The organism is Bradyrhizobium symbiodeficiens (assembly GCF_002266465.3).
In the GTDB taxonomy this organism is placed as follows: Bacteria; Pseudomonadota; Alphaproteobacteria; order Rhizobiales; family Xanthobacteraceae; genus Bradyrhizobium; species Bradyrhizobium symbiodeficiens.
The window spans coordinates 5023811-5040018 of the sequence record NZ_CP029427.2 but is presented as its reverse complement, the minus strand read 5'-3'; the positions used below and the strand labels follow the sequence as shown (position 1 = coordinate 5040018).

Genomic DNA, 16208 nt, shown 5'->3' with positions numbered 1-16208 from the left:
CTAGACCTAATCGCGCCATGCTCTAAAACAGACGCATGCTCGGACGCATCTTCACGGTCGGTGGTTACACGCTGCTCTCGCGGCTGACGGGGTTTGCCCGCGACATCATGCTCGCGGCGATCCTCGGCGCCGGCCCCGTGGCCGACGCCTTCTTCGTGGCGCTGCGGCTGCCCAATCATTTCCGCGCGATCTTCGCCGAGGGCGCCTTCAACGCCGCCTGGGTGCCGGCCTATGCCCACGTCCATGGCGAAAAGGGGGAGGCGGCGGCACATCTGTTCGCCGACCGCATCTTCACGCTGCTGCTGGCCTCGCAGGTGGTGTTGCTGATCGTTGCCTGGCTGTTCATGCCGCAGGCCATGAGCATTCTGGCCCCCGGCTTCGGTGACGAACCCGAGCAGCGCAAGCTCGCGATCGAACTGACCCGGATCACCTTTCCCTATCTGCTCCTGATCACGCTGGTGACGCTCTATGGCGGCATGCTCAACGTGATGCAGCGCTTTGCCAGCGCCGCGGCTGCGTCGATCTTCCTCAACGTCGCGATGATGATGACGCTGGCGGTTGCCGTCTGGTTTCCGACCGCGGGCCACGCCGCCGCCTGGGGCGTGCTGATCTCGGGCTTCCTGCAATATTTCCTGTTGGCCGGCGATCTCGCCCGCCATGGCGGCTTGCCGCGCTTTGCGCCGCTGAAGCTCGACGAAGACGTCCGCGGTTTCTTCAAGGCACTCGGCCCCGCGACGCTGGGTTCGATGGGCACGCAGGTCGCGCTGTTCGCCGACACCATCATTGCGACCTTCCTTCCCGCTGGCGCGCTCTCGGCGCTGTATTATGCCGACCGCCTCAACCAGCTCCCGATCGGCGTCATCGGCATCGCGATCGGCACGGTGTTGCTGCCGGAGATGTCGAAACGGATCACGGCGAACGACCATGACGGCGCGATGAAGGCGCAGCGCCGCGCCTTCGATTTCACGCTGCTGTTCTCGATCCCGTTCGTCGCGGCTTTTCTCACCGTGCCCGACGAGATCATGCGCGCGCTGTTCGCCCGCGGCGCGTTCTCCAAGGCCGATGCCGCCGCCGCCGGCGGCACGCTCGCGGCCTATGCGATCGGCCTGATCCCCTTCGTGCTGATCCGCAGCGCGGTCGCGACTTTCTATGCCCGCAAGGATACGGCAACGCCGGTGCGGGCGTCGCTGACCGGCATCGCCGTCAACGTCGCGCTGAAGATCGCCCTGATGGGATCGCTCGCCCAGATCGGCCTCGCGCTCGCAACCGCCGTCGGCGTCTGGACCAATCTGCTGCTGGTGCTGTTCTTCGCGGTGCGCCGCGACTTTCTCGTGCTGGACCGCGCCTGGCTGATGTCGCTCGCCAAATTCCTGCTGACCGGGATCATTCTGGCGGTGACGTTCTGGCTGATCGCGCGCTTCAGTGGCTCTTGGCTGGGTGCGATGCACTTCCGGGACGAAGTGATGTTGGGGCTGCTGGCGCTTGGCGGCACCATCGTCTACGCGCTCGCGATCCTCGTGTTGTTTGGGCGAAAGTGGCTTGTCTCGCTGGTGCGTGGCTAACCGAGCGGGGGCGTTCGCCTCAAGGCTGCACCCGACATTCGCACATCTCTTGATTTTGCGCGATCGCCGTGTTACCGAGGCGGCATGATTAAATGCTCGCGCAAACTCAACCGCAACCACATGACCCGCTTCGGCTGGGCCGTGGGAGGAGTCGTGCGCTAGGATTTCGACGACATCTTTTCCACCAGGCCCCGCCGGCATCGGACGGGGCCTTTTGTTTGGCCACGCTCCCTGCCGGCTCAACAGCAGGAGCGTCCGATGCCACCCCAACAGACCGACATCACAGCTGCGATGGAGCGTGATGCCGCGAGACTTCGCGTCGACCTTTCCATCGTCCTGAGCCTGCTTAGGCGATACTGGCGTGCGTTTCAGGAGTGGCGCCCGCGCTCGCGGGTGACCTTGCAGGGTCTCAGCGACAGGGAGCTGATGGATATCGGCCTGACGCGCGGCGAGATCGACTGCATCGCGCCTGAACGTGCCATCGATAGGCTGCGAGATCGCACGCGGTATCTTTTGAACCGCGGTGGAATGTAGACGATCAACCACGCGCGATGGAGATGCGCTTTGACGCAAGCGGCGTCGGCGAGGCCGCTTGTCTCAGGCTTCTCTTTGGCCCAGCCTGCTACTCGAGAAACGTCTCGGACTTCTCGTCTTGATTGGTGCTGTCGTTCTTCAATTCGCGTTCGGCTTCGTGCCAGAACTCGTCCTCGCGGCCCTCGGGGTGTCCGGCGGCCTCCCACAATTCATGTGCGCGAATACTGATCTGCTCTTGGGTCGGGCTCGGCATGGGTCCACTCGTTGATTGAAAGGGTAACGCGGCCGCACGGGCATTACGCCGTATGGCCGCGCTGGCGACTGTCCCGCTCCGGATTCTGTCTCCGCAACACAAAGCTTGGCCTGGAGGATTGTTCCTGCGCGGCGGTCTCGGGAAGGAGCCACGCCCAAGGGGCATGTCCGGCACCGACAAACCCGTTTGCGTTGCCAGTTTTTCCACGGCAATATGCCCACAAAACAACCATGAGAACGGGACAATCAAATGGCGGCTCCCATCAAGTTCGGCGTTGGCCAAAGCGTGCTGCGCAAGGAGGATGACGCGCTCATCCGCGGCAAGGGCCGCTATACCGACGATTATGCGCCGCAGGCTGCGCTCCGCTGCCTGATGCTGCGCTCGCCGCACGCGCATGCCAAATATACCATCGATGTGAGCCGCGCCCGCGGGCTTCCCGGGGTCGCGCTGATCCTGACCGCCGACGACGTCAAGGACCTCGGCAATCTGCCCTGCCTGTTCAACCTCGAGACCGATCCCTTCACCGGCCCGCCATACCCGATCCTGGCCAAGGACGAGGTGCGCCATGTCGGCGATGCCGTCGCCTTCGTCGTCGCCGAGACCATCGACCAGGCCCGTGACGCGATCGAGGCAATCGAGGTCAAATGGAGCCCGCTGCCGGCCGTGACCGGCCTCGTCAACGCCGTGAAGAAGGGCGCAGCCTTGGTCTGGCCGGACAAACCCGGCAATGTGCTGTTTGATGTCTCGATCGGCGACAAGAAAGCGACCGAGGCCGCGTTCGCCAAGGCGCATACCGTCGCCGAAATCGCCATCGTCAATCCGCGCGTGGTCGCAAGCTTCATGGAGACCCGCGCCGCGGTCTGCGAATACGATGCCAAAAACGATCACCTGACGCTGACGATCGGCAGCCAGGGCAGCCATCGGCTGCGCGACATCCTGTGCCAGAACGTGCTCAAGATCCCGACCGAGAAGATGCGGGTGATCTGCCCCGATGTCGGCGGCGGGTTCGGCACGAAGTTGTTTCCCTATCGGGAATACGCCTTGGTGGCGGTCGCTGCGAAGCAACTGAAGAAAACGGTGAAATGGGCCGCCGACCGCACCGAGCATTTCATGGGCGACGCGCAGGGCCGCGACAACGTCACCACCGCGAAGATGGCGCTCGCCGAGGACGGCAAATTCCTCGCGATGGATTGCGACCTGATGGGCGACATGGGCGCGTATCTGTCGACCTTCGGGCCCTACATTCCCCATGGCGGCGCCGGCATGCTGCCGGGCCTCTACGACATCCAGGCGTTCCACTGCCGGGTCCGCACCGTCTTCACCAACAGTGTGCCGGTCGACGCCTATCGCGGCGCAGGCCGTCCTGAAGCGGCCTACGTCATCGAGCGCCTCGTCGACGCCTGCGCGCGCAAGCTCGATATGACGCCGGATGCCGTCCGCCGTAAGAACTTCATTCCGCCGAAGGCGCTGCCGTACAAGACGGCTACTGGCAAGGTCTACGATTCCGGCGATTTCGCCGCGCATCTGAAGCGCGCGATGGAGATCGCCGAGTGGAAGGAATTTGCTAAGCGCGCCAAGGCGGCCAAGAAGCACGGCCTGATCCGCGGCATTGGCCTCGCAAGCTATGTCGAGGTGTGCGGCACCATGGGTGAGGAGACCGCCAATGTGCGGATGGACCCCAATGGTGACATCACCGTCCTGATCGGCACGCAGTCGAGCGGGCAGGGCCATCAGACCGCCTATGCACAGATCGTCGCCGAGCAGTTCGGCGTGGCGCCGGAGCGCGTCCACGTCCACCAGGGCGACACCGACGAGATCAAGACCGGCCTCGGCACCGGCGGCTCGGCCTCGATTCCCTCAGGCGGCGTCAGCGTCGAGCGCGCCACGCGCGAGCTCGGCCAGAAGCTGAAGGAGATCGCGGCGCAGGCGCTGGAAGCCGGCGCAGGCGACCTCGAGATCTCGGAAGGCGTGGTGCGGATCGCCGGCACCGACCGTTCGATCTCGTTCGCCGATCTCGCCAAGCGGCCGGGCGCGGATCCGTCGAAGCTCAATGCCAGCGCGACCTTTGCCAGCGCTGACGGCACCTATCCGAACGGCACCCATGTCGCGGAGGTCGAGATCGATCCGGCCACCGGCATCATCAAGATCGTCAACTACGTGATCGTCGACGATTTCGGCAAGACGCTCAATCCGCTGCTTCTCGCCGGCCAGGTGCATGGCGGTGCCATGCAGGGCATCGGCCAGGCCCTGATGGAGCAGGTGGTCTACGGGCCCAATGACGGCCAGCTGATCACCGCGACCTTCATGGACTACGCGTTGCCGCGGGCGGCGGACGGGCCGGCCTTCGTGTTCGAGACCGCCAACGTCCCCTGCAAGACCAATCCGATGGGCGTGAAGGGGGCAGGCGAGGCCGGCGCGATCGGCTCCTGTCCGGCCATCGTCAACGCCATCGTTGACGCGCTCTGGCGCGAGTACAAGATCGACCACATCGACATGCCGGCAACGCCTGAGCGGGTGTGGATCGCCATCAACGAGCACCACCGCCGTCACAGCCTGTAATATCAAGCCAATTTGGAATGGAGGCAAACGCCGGACACGTTTGCCCAAACCATTACCGGAGTGCGACGATTTATCGTCGCGCTCGGAATGGAATGAAATCTGTCAAACGGTGTTGGCCCATGAGGGGTCGGCACGATCCTGCATCAGGAAAGGGATTTTGCGAATGAAGCGAGTATTGGTTGTTGGGGGCGCACTGCTGCTCGGGATGGGCGCCGTTTGGGCACAACAAGACTCCGTCAAGGAGGTTCAGGCCCTCATGAAGGGCAACGGCAAGAACGCCGGCGCGGTGTCGGCGATGATCAAGGGCGAGAAGCCTTACGACCAGGCCACGGTGGACAGCGCGCTGGCGCAGTTCGAGGACACCGCCAAGAAGCTGCCGAACCTGTTTCCGGCCAGCGCCAAGGGCGTGAAGCTCGACGGCGACTACAGCGCCTCGCCGAAGGTCTGGGAGGACAAGGCCGGCTTCGACGCCAAGGTCGCAAGCTTCGCCAAGGTCGTCAGCGAGTCCAAGGGCAAGATCAAGGACCTGGATTCGCTCAAGGCGAATTTCCCCGCCGTCGGCAAGGAGTGCGGCGGCTGCCACGAGACCTATCGCGTCAAGAACGGCTGAGGCGGGATTCGTAGCCCGGATGAGCGCAGCGATATCCGGGGAGTCCAGCCGATAGTCTGTCCCGGATGTCGCTGCGCTCATCCGGGCTACTGGAATCAAAAGGGGCGGTTGCGAAAGCAGCCGCCCTTTTTCTATCCGCAAGGTCTGACGGATCGCTGTCGGAACGGTTATCTTTGCACCAACGGCCGTGACGTTGATGCGAGTCGGCGCATCTCATTCCCGACTGCGCCATGACATCAGGAGTTCCAGCGCGCGGCGAGGATCCCAATCAACAGCGAGACAGGCCATGGTCAAACCGTTCCCGTCGAAAACGCATATCGGCAATCACATGCTGCATCCGGAAACGCTGATGCTGACCTATGGCTATGATCCGCAGCTGTCGGAAGGCGCCATCAAGCCGCCGGTGTTCCTGACGTCCACCTTCGTGTTCAAGACGGCTGATGACGGCCAGGACTTCTTCGATTTCGTCGCCGGCCGGCGCGAGCCGCCGGAAGGTATGGGCGCGGGGCTGGTCTATTCGCGCTTCAATCACCCCAACAGCGAGATCGTCGAGGACAGGCTCGCGATCTACGAGCGTACCGAGAGCTGCGGGCTGTTCTCATCCGGCATGGCGGCGATCGCGACCACGATCCTGGCTTTTGTCCGCCCCGGCGACGTCATCCTGCATTCACAGCCGCTCTATGGCGGGACGGAAACGCTGCTGACCAACACCCTGGCGCGTCTGTCGATCGGCGCCGTCGGCTTCGCTGACGGGATTGACGAAGCGGCCGTCAAGCAGGCGGCGGACGAGGCCATGGCCAAGGGCCGTGTTTCGATGATCCTGATCGAAACCCCGGCCAACCCGACCAACGGCCTGGTCGATGTCGCCATGATCCGCCGCATCGCCGATTCCATCGGAAAGGCGCAAGGCGACACGCCGATCATCGCCTGCGACAATACGCTACTCGGGCCGGTGTTTCAGCGGCCGATCGAGCACGGCGCGGACCTGTCGCTGTATTCGCTGACGAAATATGTCGGAGGCCACTCCGACCTGATCGCGGGTGCAGCGCTCGGCTCGAAGGCGATCATGAAAGGCATCAAGGCGCTGCGCGGCGCCATCGGCACCCAGCTCGATCCGCATTCCTGCTGGATGATCAGCCGCTCGCTCGAGACACTGAGCCTGCGCATGGAGAAGGCCAACAGCAATGCGCGCCTCGTTGCGGACTTCCTGCGCGATCATCCCAAGGTCGCCAAGGTCCATTATCTCGGTCATCACGAGGGGGCATCACCCGCGGGCCGTGTGTTCGCGCGGCAATGCCAGGGGGCGGGATCGACCTTCTCGTTCGACATCGTCGGCGGCAAGGACGCTGCGGTCAAATTCCTCAATGCGCTGCAGATCATCAAGCTGGCGGTAAGCCTCGGTGGCACCGAGTCGCTCGCGAGCCTGCCCGCGACCATGACGCATTCCGGCGTTCCCGCCGACATCCGCCGAAAAATCGGCGTGCTCGATTCCACGATCCGGCTGTCGATCGGCATCGAGAACCCCTCCGATCTGATCGCCGATCTCGCGCAGGCGCTGAACGCGGCTTAGGCGCGATCGAATCGAAAAGGCCGGACGCCCCCTCCTGCGCCGGGCCTTACACGCAAGGAAGCAGCGTTGCGGCTTACTTCGTCACCTGACCGCGGATCTCGCCGCCCGGATTGGCCGCGGTGTGGATGTTGATGTAGTACTTGCCTCCGAGCAGGTCCGCGGCCTGCGCATCGGTGAGGGTCGCCTCGCCCTTGACCGGGCTTGCGGCCGCATTCGGGATCGCAACGGCCACGCCGGCGTTCTTGCCAACCTCGGCAGGCCCGTGGAAATGCGCGGCGGTGGCGGGTCCGGAGAGCCCGGAATAGGTGACGGTCCAGGACAGCTTCTTGCTGGCGGCATCATAGTTCAGATCGGCGGTTCCGGTGCCGCTGCTGGTCGTTGCCGGCACTTCGGACTTGCCGTCGAGCGTTGCTTTCAGCTTTTCGGCGCTGGCCGGGCTCACAAAAGCAACGGCACCGAGCGCTACGGCGGCAATGACGGTCTTGTTCATGGCATTCTCCCTGTTGAACCCGTTCGGGCTGCCAAACTTCCAACAGCCGGCATTTCAGTTTATTCCCGTTTTCGGCCAGGGCGGGCTAAATTCTTCGTGGCTGGAGCCGCGACGACATCGGTCTTAGGTTAGCCGCGACGAGTGAATGGATCGGCATGTTGCAACGAACAATTCTCGCAGGGCTGCTCGCCGCGGCCATTGCTGCCGGCGTCTATTGGTGGCTCAGCGCGCCGGTGGTGGCAGCCGTGGGCAAAGCGCCGGCCCATGTGGCAAACCTTGCCAACGGTGAGGCGATGTTCAACGCCGGGGGCTGCGCGTCCTGCCATGCCACGCCCAACCAGCCCGATCGTGTCAGGCTCGGCGGCGGCGTCGCGATCAAGTCGCCGTTCGGAACGTTCTACGCGCCGAACATCTCCCCCGATCCGAACGACGGCATCGGCGAATGGACCGACGCCGACTTCGTCAACGCGGTGATGCGCGGGGTTTCGCCGGGCGGGCAGCATTATTTTCCCGCGTTTCCCTATACATCGTACCAGCATGCCAGGCGCGAGGACGTGCTCGATCTCTTCGCTTATCTGAAGACGCTTCCGCCCGTGACCGGCAAGGTACGTGACCACGACGTCGGCTTTCCCTTCAACATCCGCCGCAACATCGGCATCTGGAAATTGCTGTTTATGGACGACAAGCCTTTTGTCGCCGACGGCACCAGGTCGCCGCAATTCAATCGTGGCGCCTATCTCGTCAACAGTTTTGGCCATTGCGCCGAATGCCACAGCCCGCGCAATGCACTCGGCGGCATCATCTCGAGCCAGCGCTTTGCCGGCGGGCCGAATCCGGAAGGCGAGGGCTGGGTGCCCAACATCACGCAGAAGCGCCTCGGCGAGTGGAGCGCGAAGGATATCGCCTATTTCCTCAAGACCGGCGAATTGCCCGACGGCGACAGCGTCGGCGGCGCGATGACGCGTGTGATCAAGAACACCTCGCAATTGTCCGACGCGGATCTTGCGGCGATGGCGGACTACCTCAAATCGCTGCCGCCGGTGGACGGTCCGCCGCGGCCAAAGCGCAAGGACGCCGGCTAGCTGCGGGCTAGCTGGCGCCGAACGCCTTGAAGGTGATGATGGTGAGGGTGTCCTGGATGCCCGGCAGCACCTGCACCTTCTCGTTGACGAAATGGCCGATGTCGGTGTCCTTGTCGACGTAGAACTTCACGAGAAGGTCGTATTGGCCGGCCGTGGAGTAGATTTCGGACGCGATCTCGGCTTCGGCAAGCGCGTTGGCGACCGTATAGGACTGGCCGAGCTTGCATTTGATCTGGACGAAAAAAGGAACCATCGCGGGCACTCCGAAAGCGTATTCTTCCGGCTAATAGGCCAAAACCGGCCGGAATTAGCAAGCGAACTTGCTTGTCACCCGGCGCGCGCGGTAGGACGGACCATGGTCCCGAAAACGCTGAAAATCTGCCCATGACGACCCCGGTCGCACTCACCATCGCCGGCTCCGATTCGAGCGGCGGGGCCGGCATCCAGGCCGACCTGAAGACCTTTGCCGCGCTGGGCGTCTATGGCGCCTCCGCCATCACGGCGTTGACGGCGCAGAACACGCGCGGCGTCACCGGCATTCAGGCGGTGCCGGCCGAATTCGTCACCGCGCAGATCGATGCGGTGTTCTCCGATCTCGACGTCGGCGCGGTGAAAATCGGCATGGTCGCCCAGGTCGCCAGCATCGATGCGATCGCGGCCGCGCTGTCGCGCTGGAAGCCGAAGCATGTCGTGCTCGATCCCGTGATGGTGGCGACCTCCGGCGACCGCTTGCTCGCATCCGAGGCCGTCGATGCCCTGCGCACAAGGCTGATACCGATGGCCTCAGTGATCACGCCGAATCTGCCGGAGGCCGCAGCTTTGCTCGACGAGGAGATCGCGGTGAGCGAGGCCGAGATCGAAAGCCAGGGGCATCGCCTGCTGGCGCTCGGCTGCCGCGCGGTCCTGATCAAGGGTGGCCACGGCGAGGGCGGAGAGAGCACCGACTATCTCGTCACGTCCGAAGGCACGATCGCGCTCGCGGCGCCGCGTGTTGCCACGCGCAACACCCACGGCACCGGTTGCTCGCTGTCCTCGGCGGTCGCGGCGGGGCTGGCCAAGGGCGAGGGTCTGGAGCCTGCCGTACGCAACGCGAAGGCCTGGATCAGCGCGGCCATCGCAGCCGCCGACCGCTTCAGCGTCGGCCACGGCCACGGCCCGATCCATCATTTCCACAAGTTTTACTGACGCGGATTTTACTGACGCGGAGCTTCCGCGGAAGCAATTTCGCCAGCTGTCATCCTTCGAGACGCCCGCCGTTGGCGGGCCCTCAGGATGAGGACGGAATGTGCGGCCGCAGTTTCACAGAAACCGGTGCTGCTTAGCTTCATCCTGAGGAGACCGCGAAGCGGTCGTCTCGAAGGACGCGGCGTGCGCTCAGCTGTGCAAAGCGACATTCGTGAAAAGGTGCGCCCTGGAGCCCCCCTGCGGCGCCATGTCGCCTGATTGTCGCATGCGACTGATATTCGCGGGGAGGGCGAGGCAAGGTTTGATTCGTATCTGAAGGTGCCTCAAGGGTTCAATCTGTCATCCCCCTGTCACGGGACATTTGTTACAGGCTGGCGCATGGGAAGTTACGATGTGAGTGACGAGAGCCCGGAGCGGCGCTTTCGCACGTTGTTCATCTCCGACGTTCATCTCGGAGCCCGCGGTTCTCAAGCCGATCTTCTGCTCGACTTCCTGCGCTACCATGATGCCGACACGATCTATCTGGTCGGCGACATCGTCGATGGCTGGGCGCTGAAATCGAGCTGGAACTGGCCGCAATCCCACAACGACCTGGTGCAGAAGCTGCTGCGCAAGGCGCGCAAGGGCGCCAAGATCGTCTACATCCCCGGCAATCACGACGAGTTCCTGCGCAACTATTACGGCACGCATTTCGGCGGCATCGACGTGGTCGAGAACACCGTCCACACCGGCGTGGACGGCAAGCGCTATCTCGTCATCCACGGCGACATCTTCGATCTCGTAGTGCAGAACGCGCGCTGGCTCGCCCATCTCGGCGACAAGGCCTACGACTTCGCGATCCAGATGAATCGCTTCGTCAACTTTTTCCGCCGCCTGTTCAAGGTGCCCTATTGGTCGCTGTCGCAATGGGCCAAGCAGAAGGTCAAGAACGCCGTCAATTACATCGGCGCGTTCGAGCAGGCGCTCGCCGCAGAGGCGCGACGCTACGACGCCGACGGCGTGATCTGCGGCCACATCCACTACGCCGTGATCCGCGACGAGGGCGGCATCCGCTACATGAATTGCGGCGACTGGGTCGAGAGCTGCACGGCGCTGGTCGAGCACGACGACGGTCATTTCGAGATTATCACCTGGGCGGATCATTTGCAGAAGCCGGCAGCCGTCCCGCAGGTCGCAGCCAGAGCTGCATGACGGAGACCGCCTGATGCGCATCCTGGTCGCGACCGACGCCTGGCACCCGCAAGTGAACGGTGTGGTTCGGACGCTGACCAAGCTTGCCGACGCCGGCAAAAGCCTCGGCGTCGAATTCGAGTTCCTGACGCCGCAATCGTTCCGAACCTTTGCGATGCCGAGCTATCGCGACGTGCGCCTAGCGATGCCCCGCCCGGCGCGAATTGCGAAGCTGATCGCGGAGGCGCAACCGGACAGCATCCATATCGCGACCGAAGGGCCGATCGGCCTGATGGTCCGCCGCTATTGCCGCCAGCGCAAGCTGCCGTTCACGACCAGCTTCCACACCCGCTTTCCCGAATATGTCCGCGCCCGCGTGCCGGTGCCGGGCTCGCTGATCTGGCACGCGCTGCGCCGCTTCCATGCGCCCAGCCGCGCCGTGATGGCGGCGACGCCTGCGCTCGCCAGCGAGCTGACCGAGCGCGGTTTCGACAATGTCGTGCTGTGGCCGCGCGGCGTCGACACCCATCTATTCCACCCCCGCGCCATCGACCTCTGCCTGCCGGCGCCGGTGTTCCTGTCGGTCGGCCGCGTCGCCGTGGAAAAGAATCTCGAGGCCTTCCTCGATCTGGATCTGCCCGGGACCAAGGTGATCGTCGGCGACGGCCCCGCGCGCGCCTCGCTCGAAGAGGCCTATCCCGACGCGATCTTCCTCGGCGAGAAGCACGGTGAGGAATTGGCCGACATCTATGCGGCGGCCGACGTGTTCGTGTTTCCCAGCAAGACCGACACGTTCGGCCTGGTGCTGCTCGAAGCGCTCGCGAGCGGCCTGCCGGTCGCGGCCTTTCCGGTGAAGGGCCCCCGCGACGTGATCGGCGATGCGCCGGTCGGCGCGCTGGATCACGACCTCCGCACCGCCTGCTTTGCGGCGCTCGACGTCCCCCGGCAGGACTGCGTCGAATTCGCCGCCAGTTACACCTGGGAGGCCTCGGCCCGGGTTTTCGTGGACAGCATTCTGGCGGTTGGCGCGGTGCTGCCGGGCCGGAATGGGACGGAACAGCCACGCTTCGTCGCCTGATCTCGCGGAGGTGTCTTGCCCGGGCCTCACCGGCCGCGATAAGGTCTGACATGACCGAACAGCTCCTCCCGATCGGCCCCGCCGACATCGACGCCGCAGCGCGCGTGATCGCGCCCTACGCCATCCGCACCCCGCTGTTGTCCTTTCCTGTGCTCAATGAGCGCGTCGGTGCAAAAGTGTTCCTGAAGCCGGAGATGCTCCAGCGCACCGGCTCCTTCAAGTTCCGCGGCGCCTTCAACAAGGTGTTCTCGATCCCGCAGGACAAGCGCGCCGGCGGCGTCGTCGCGTTCTCCTCCGGCAACCACGCCCAGGGCGTGGCGGCAGCGGCAAAGATCCTCGACATGCAGGCAACCATCGTGATGCCTGCGGATGCGCCGTTGTCGAAGCGCGAGCGCACCAAATCCTACGGCGCCGAGGTCGTACTCTATGATCGCGACAAGGACGATCGCGAGGCGATCTCGCGTGGCATCGCCGAGAAGCGCGGCGCGACGCTGGTGAGGCCCTACGACGATCCCTTCGTGATCGCAGGCCAGGGCACCGCCGGCCGCGAGATCGCGGAGGACATGGCAACGCTCGGCCTCAGTCCTGACATCGTGGTGGCTCCGGCCTCGGGCGGCGGCCTGATTGCGGGCGTGGCGACGGCGGTGAAGGCGCGCTTTCCGCTGGCCGAGATCGTGGTGGCCGAACCCGAGGCGTTCGACGATCACGGCATTTCGCTATCCGCCGGCCATCGCGAGCCGCACGGCCCCGCGGGCCGCACCATCTGCGATGCGCTGATGGCTCTGATCCCCGGCGAGATGACCTTTGCGATCAACAGCAAGCTGCTCGCGCGCGGCGTCACGGCGTCGGACAAGGAAGTCGGCGCCGCCGTCGCGTTCGCCTATCGCGAGCTGAAGCTCGTGGTGGAGCCGGGCGGCGCGGTGGGGCTTGCCGCGCTGCTTGCGGGCCGCCTCGATGTCGCCGGGAAGAACGTCGTGATCGTGCTCTCCGGCGGCAATGTCGACGCGGATCTGTTCTCTGAGCTGGTGGCCTGAGAGCGGTTTCCCCGTGGCGCATCCTTCGAGACGCCCGCTTTGGCGGGCTCCTCAGGATGAGGGCGGAGTGCGCGGCGACAGTTTCAACGGGCACCGATGCTGATTAGCCTCATCCTGAGGAGACCGCGCAGCGGTCGTCTCGAAGGACGAGGCGTGCGCTCCAGCGGTTCCAATGGTGAAGGCTGGCTGCGATCGAGCTGATCGTATCTATCCTCGATATGAAGAAGGGGCAGAGCGTTTCCGCTCTGCCCCTTTGTCGTTGTGTGGCCGACCGCGATCAGTGCATGAAGCCGCGATGGTTGTTGCCACCGCCCATGGAGGGCGCCTGGTTCATCGACTGACGGAAGTTGTTGCCGCCATTGTTGACGTTGCGGTTCGTGGTGTTGAACTGCGGGCGGTTGTTGTTCTGCACCTGCACCTTGTTCACCGGGTTGTTGTTGATCTTCGCGCCGTTGTTGACACGGATCGGGTTGTTCTGCGTCTGAACGTTGATCGGCTTCGTCCCGACCTTCGTGCCGCCCTTGCCGATATTAACCGGCATGCTCACGATCTTGCCCGGCTTGCCGTTGGCGTTGCCGCCGTCCGTCTTGTTGTTAGTCGCCGGCAGCGTCACGATCTTGCCGATGCCGCCATTGTTGGTGGTCGTGTTGGTCGGCGCAGGCAGCGTGACGATCTTGCCCGGGATCTGCGACGGCGTGCCGTTCTGCTGGTTCGGCTGGTTGTTGTTGCCAGAGGGCAGGTTGACGATTTTGCCGCCAGTGCCGAGCTTGCCGATGACGTTGCCATCGACCGGCTTCTGCACGATCGGCAGATTGCCGCCCATCTGCGAACCACCGTTACCCTGCTGCAGCGGCATGTACTTCGGTTGGCCGAGATTGCCGATCTTGAAGGTCGGAGCAATGTTCTGCGGGGCCAGGAACTTGGTCGCCTGCATCAGGGGGATCTGCTTCGGCTGCACCTGGAGCTTCAGCGCCGTCTGCGCATAGGGGCTGTTGCCGTAGCTGTCATAGAAGCTCTTGTAGCCGAGCGGCGAGTTCACGAGCACCGCCTTGTGCCAGGCCTGCGAGAGCACGATGTTGTTGAGCAGCCAGCGAACGTGGTCGCACAGCGGGTCGTGCGGATACATCCGGATGAACTCCTGATAATATTCCGGCCGGCCTTCGGACACGACGTAGTCATAGGCCTGACGCGTCGAGCGGCTCGGCAGGTTGGAGGCCATCTGCACCACAGGCGTATTCACCGGCGCGCGGTTGGCAGCGACAGCAGTGTCGCCGAAGAAGGTGAAGTCCGAGGTGAGCGAGGAGCTCTCCCACGGGATCTGCGCGCCGCTGGTGGACTGGTTTACCTGCAGGCGGATGCGCTTGAACAGCTGCTCGATCGGCACGTTGGGCTCGCGCGCGACGTTCAGGAAGGCTTGCGTGTAAGGGCTGTGGCCGCCGGTGCCGTCGAGCGCTTCAGCGCCCGGCGCGGTCGAGTAACCGACGATCGAGCCGTTCGGCGCATCGACGATGGCGAGGCCGCGGCCGGCGTCATTGACTTCAGGGAACGGGTTGTTGCGGCACGCATCGAGAACGACGATGCGCATGCGGCTCGGGATCGTCTCCAGCGTCGACATCACGTCGACCAGGCGCACCGAATTGTTGACGAGCTCGGTCTGGCTCGACACCTTGGCGTCGACGGGAACGAGATAGTTCTCGCCGGCGAGCTGCACGCCGTGACCGGCATAATAGACCATCGCCACCGTATTCGGACCGCGCGCGGAGACTTTTGCGGAGAAGTCCTGCACCACGCGCAGCATGTCGTTCTGGGTCAGGTCGGTTGCGGCAACCACCTCGAAACCGGCGGAGTTCAGGAACTTCGCCATCGACTCGGCATCATTGTCGGGATTGGCGAGCTGCGGTGCGTTCTGGTAGTTCGAATTGCCGATCACCAGCGCCACCCGCTGCTCCGGGCCTTGCAACGCGGTGGGGGCCGGCTGGACCGGGGCGACTTGCGCGGAAACAGGGCCGCAGGCGAAGCCGAACAGGCTTCCCACGAGGCCGGCTGTCATCAGCAAAGGCTTTAGGCGGAACATGGCGTGCTCCTTTGGCACTGATCTCGGATACGAGATTGGTTGCCGAGGAGCTTCGCCGCGTTCGAGCTCGAAGTCCGTGATCCCTCTCACCCTGGTGTCTTGCGTGATCTGAATCACGCCCGGAACCTGCTATGGTTAGCGATCGATAAGGGGAACTGCCGTCACATGCTGAAATTGATCGATCCGATCCTGACGCCCGACCTGCTCTGGCTGTTGGCCTCCATGGGTCACGGCGATGATCTCGTGGTCGTCGACGCCAACCACCCGGCCACGCACATCGCCCGCTCGACGTCGTCGCAGCGCCTGATCCAGCTGCCGGGCCTGACGATGGAGACGGCAGTCCGCGCCATCATGTCGGTCTACCCGCTCGACGATTTCGATCCGGACCCGGTGCGCGTGATGGCGCCGGTCGACGATCCCGACCGCGTGCCCGACGTGCAGCGCGCGGTGCTCGCCGAGATCGAACGCGCCAGCGGCAGCCCGGTCAGTCCCGGCAAGCTCGCGCGGGCGGATTTCTATCGCGCGGCGGCGGCGGGCTTTGGCGTGGTCCAGGTCGGCGACAGCCGAGGCTATGGCTGCTTCCTGATCAGGAAGGGCGTGATCAGCTAGCCGGATTGGCGCATCAGCTCCGAGGGCCAGCCAACCCGGACGAGAAGGCCGTCGGGGCCGTTGATGCCGACTTCATACATGCCCCATTCGCGGTGACGCAGCACGCCGCCGGGACGGATGACGAGGTCATCCACGCGCGCCGCAATGGCCTCGACCTCGGGCGTGCGAATGAAAATGCCAAAGGGATTGTGCTCCGGCACGCGCCATGGGCCATCGCCGGCCTGCGTGAGATGCACCTCGCATCCCCAGCCCCTCACGATGACGTAGCCGTCATCACCGCCGGTACGCGCGAAGCCGAGCCGTGCCCAGAATGGGATCGCAGCGGAAAGATCGTTGCAGGGAACGATGGCGAAGGCGCCGACACGTGGCGTTTCAGGCATTCGTTGACTCCGGAACAT

Annotated in this window: 16 protein-coding genes; 11 read left to right on the top strand and 5 right to left on the bottom strand. The window is 64.3% G+C overall.

Translation table 11 applies throughout. The annotated features are described in order from the left end of the window. Window positions 1–35: 35 nt before the first annotated feature. Entirely contained in the window at window positions 36–1562 is a 1527-nt protein-coding gene (gene murJ / locus CIT39_RS23750; RefSeq protein WP_094972406.1) for a murein biosynthesis integral membrane protein MurJ, read from the top strand. Between the two features lie 258 nt (window positions 1563–1820). After that, window positions 1821–2096 (top strand): YjiS-like domain-containing protein, encoded by a 276-nt coding sequence (locus CIT39_RS23745; RefSeq protein WP_094972405.1) that lies wholly within the window; start codon window positions 1821–1823, stop codon window positions 2094–2096. A gap of 88 nt (window positions 2097–2184) precedes the next feature. On the opposite strand, the gene CIT39_RS23740 is transcribed toward CIT39_RS23745, so the two are convergent. Continuing rightward, window positions 2185–2349 carry a DUF2934 domain-containing protein gene (locus CIT39_RS23740; protein ID WP_094972404.1) on the bottom strand — a complete coding sequence of 55 codons (165 nt, stop codon included), beginning with the start codon at window positions 2347–2349 and terminating at the stop codon, window positions 2185–2187. 249 nt (window positions 2350–2598) lie between these two features. On the opposite strand from CIT39_RS23740, the gene CIT39_RS23735 reads away from it, so the two are divergent. The 3 genes from CIT39_RS23735 (at window position 2599) to CIT39_RS23725 (ending at window position 7088) form a co-directional block, all read left to right on the top strand. Next, a complete protein-coding gene (locus CIT39_RS23735) occupies window positions 2599–4908 on the top strand; it encodes a xanthine dehydrogenase family protein molybdopterin-binding subunit (RefSeq protein WP_094972403.1) in 2310 nt (769 codons plus the stop codon). A 163-nt stretch (window positions 4909–5071) separates the two neighbouring features. Further along, entirely contained in the window at window positions 5072–5518 is a 447-nt protein-coding gene (locus CIT39_RS23730; protein WP_094972402.1) for a c-type cytochrome, read from the top strand. A gap of 286 nt (window positions 5519–5804) precedes the next feature. Next, a complete protein-coding gene (locus CIT39_RS23725) occupies window positions 5805–7088 on the top strand; it encodes a cystathionine gamma-synthase family protein (protein WP_094972401.1) in 1284 nt (427 codons plus the stop codon). A 73-nt stretch (window positions 7089–7161) separates the two neighbouring features. On the opposite strand, the gene CIT39_RS23720 is transcribed toward CIT39_RS23725, so the two are convergent. Next, window positions 7162–7578 (bottom strand): CHRD domain-containing protein, encoded by a 417-nt coding sequence (locus CIT39_RS23720; protein ID WP_094972400.1) that lies wholly within the window; start codon window positions 7576–7578, stop codon window positions 7162–7164. A gap of 155 nt (window positions 7579–7733) precedes the next feature. On the opposite strand from CIT39_RS23720, the gene CIT39_RS23715 reads away from it, so the two are divergent. Then, window positions 7734–8660: a cytochrome c gene (locus CIT39_RS23715; RefSeq protein ID WP_094972399.1), complete on the top strand. Its 927-nt coding sequence runs from the start codon at window positions 7734–7736 to the stop codon at window positions 8658–8660. Window positions 8661–8667: 7 nt separating this feature from the next. Here CIT39_RS23715 and CIT39_RS23710 read toward each other — a convergent pair whose 3' ends face one another. Next, window positions 8668–8913 carry an Lrp/AsnC ligand binding domain-containing protein gene (locus CIT39_RS23710; protein WP_018317369.1) on the bottom strand — a complete coding sequence of 82 codons (246 nt, stop codon included), beginning with the start codon at window positions 8911–8913 and terminating at the stop codon, window positions 8668–8670. 131 nt (window positions 8914–9044) lie between these two features. Between CIT39_RS23710 and thiD the strand changes: the two genes are divergently transcribed. From thiD to CIT39_RS23690, 4 genes are all read left to right on the top strand, one after another. Further along, window positions 9045–9845 carry a bifunctional hydroxymethylpyrimidine kinase/phosphomethylpyrimidine kinase gene (gene thiD / locus CIT39_RS23705; protein WP_094972398.1) on the top strand — a complete coding sequence of 267 codons (801 nt, stop codon included), beginning with the start codon at window positions 9045–9047 and terminating at the stop codon, window positions 9843–9845. A gap of 378 nt (window positions 9846–10223) precedes the next feature. Continuing rightward, window positions 10224–11036, top strand: a complete 813-nt coding sequence (locus tag CIT39_RS23700) for a UDP-2,3-diacylglucosamine diphosphatase (RefSeq protein ID WP_094972397.1) — start codon at window positions 10224–10226, stop codon at window positions 11034–11036. Between the two features lie 13 nt (window positions 11037–11049). Continuing rightward, entirely contained in the window at window positions 11050–12093 is a 1044-nt protein-coding gene (locus tag CIT39_RS23695) for a glycosyltransferase family 4 protein (protein WP_094972396.1), read from the top strand. A 50-nt stretch (window positions 12094–12143) separates the two neighbouring features. After that, entirely contained in the window at window positions 12144–13127 is a 984-nt protein-coding gene (locus tag CIT39_RS23690) for a threonine/serine dehydratase family protein (RefSeq protein ID WP_094972395.1), read from the top strand. A gap of 277 nt (window positions 13128–13404) precedes the next feature. On the opposite strand, the gene CIT39_RS23685 is transcribed toward CIT39_RS23690, so the two are convergent. Further along, the gene (locus tag CIT39_RS23685; protein WP_162308642.1) at window positions 13405–15201 is read right to left on the bottom strand and encodes a caspase family protein; all 1797 of its coding nucleotides are present in this window, start codon (window positions 15199–15201) and stop codon (window positions 13405–13407) included. A 165-nt stretch (window positions 15202–15366) separates the two neighbouring features. Between CIT39_RS23685 and CIT39_RS23680 the strand changes: the two genes are divergently transcribed. Continuing rightward, window positions 15367–15810, top strand: a complete 444-nt coding sequence (locus CIT39_RS23680) for an RbsD/FucU family protein (protein ID WP_094972393.1) — start codon at window positions 15367–15369, stop codon at window positions 15808–15810. On the opposite strand, the gene CIT39_RS23675 is transcribed toward CIT39_RS23680, so the two are convergent. Further along, window positions 15807–16190, bottom strand: coding sequence for a VOC family protein (locus tag CIT39_RS23675; RefSeq protein ID WP_094972392.1), 384 nt, complete (start codon window positions 16188–16190; stop codon window positions 15807–15809). The two genes, CIT39_RS23680 and CIT39_RS23675, sit on opposite strands and share 4 nt — an antisense overlap. Window positions 16191–16208: the final 18 nt, after the last annotated feature.

Coding starts and splice junctions, on each gene's coding strand:
- murJ (WP_094972406.1), top strand. CDS start 36: ATGCTCGGACGCATCTTCACGGTCGGTGGTTACACGCTGCTCTCGCGG.
- CIT39_RS23745 (WP_094972405.1), top strand. CDS start 1,821: ATGCCACCCCAACAGACCGACATCACAGCTGCGATGGAGCGTGATGCC.
- CIT39_RS23740 (WP_094972404.1), bottom strand. CDS start 2,349: ATGCCGAGCCCGACCCAAGAGCAGATCAGTATTCGCGCACATGAATTG.
- CIT39_RS23735 (WP_094972403.1), top strand. CDS start 2,599: ATGGCGGCTCCCATCAAGTTCGGCGTTGGCCAAAGCGTGCTGCGCAAG.
- CIT39_RS23730 (WP_094972402.1), top strand. CDS start 5,072: ATGAAGCGAGTATTGGTTGTTGGGGGCGCACTGCTGCTCGGGATGGGC.
- CIT39_RS23725 (WP_094972401.1), top strand. CDS start 5,805: ATGGTCAAACCGTTCCCGTCGAAAACGCATATCGGCAATCACATGCTG.
- CIT39_RS23720 (WP_094972400.1), bottom strand. CDS start 7,578: ATGAACAAGACCGTCATTGCCGCCGTAGCGCTCGGTGCCGTTGCTTTT.
- CIT39_RS23715 (WP_094972399.1), top strand. CDS start 7,734: ATGTTGCAACGAACAATTCTCGCAGGGCTGCTCGCCGCGGCCATTGCT.
- CIT39_RS23710 (WP_018317369.1), bottom strand. CDS start 8,913: ATGGTTCCTTTTTTCGTCCAGATCAAATGCAAGCTCGGCCAGTCCTAT.
- thiD (WP_094972398.1), top strand. CDS start 9,045: ATGACGACCCCGGTCGCACTCACCATCGCCGGCTCCGATTCGAGCGGC.
- CIT39_RS23700 (WP_094972397.1), top strand. CDS start 10,224: ATGGGAAGTTACGATGTGAGTGACGAGAGCCCGGAGCGGCGCTTTCGC.
- CIT39_RS23695 (WP_094972396.1), top strand. CDS start 11,050: ATGCGCATCCTGGTCGCGACCGACGCCTGGCACCCGCAAGTGAACGGT.
- CIT39_RS23690 (WP_094972395.1), top strand. CDS start 12,144: ATGACCGAACAGCTCCTCCCGATCGGCCCCGCCGACATCGACGCCGCA.
- CIT39_RS23685 (WP_162308642.1), bottom strand. CDS start 15,201: ATGTTCCGCCTAAAGCCTTTGCTGATGACAGCCGGCCTCGTGGGAAGC.
- CIT39_RS23680 (WP_094972393.1), top strand. CDS start 15,367: ATGCTGAAATTGATCGATCCGATCCTGACGCCCGACCTGCTCTGGCTG.
- CIT39_RS23675 (WP_094972392.1), bottom strand. CDS start 16,190: ATGCCTGAAACGCCACGTGTCGGCGCCTTCGCCATCGTTCCCTGCAAC.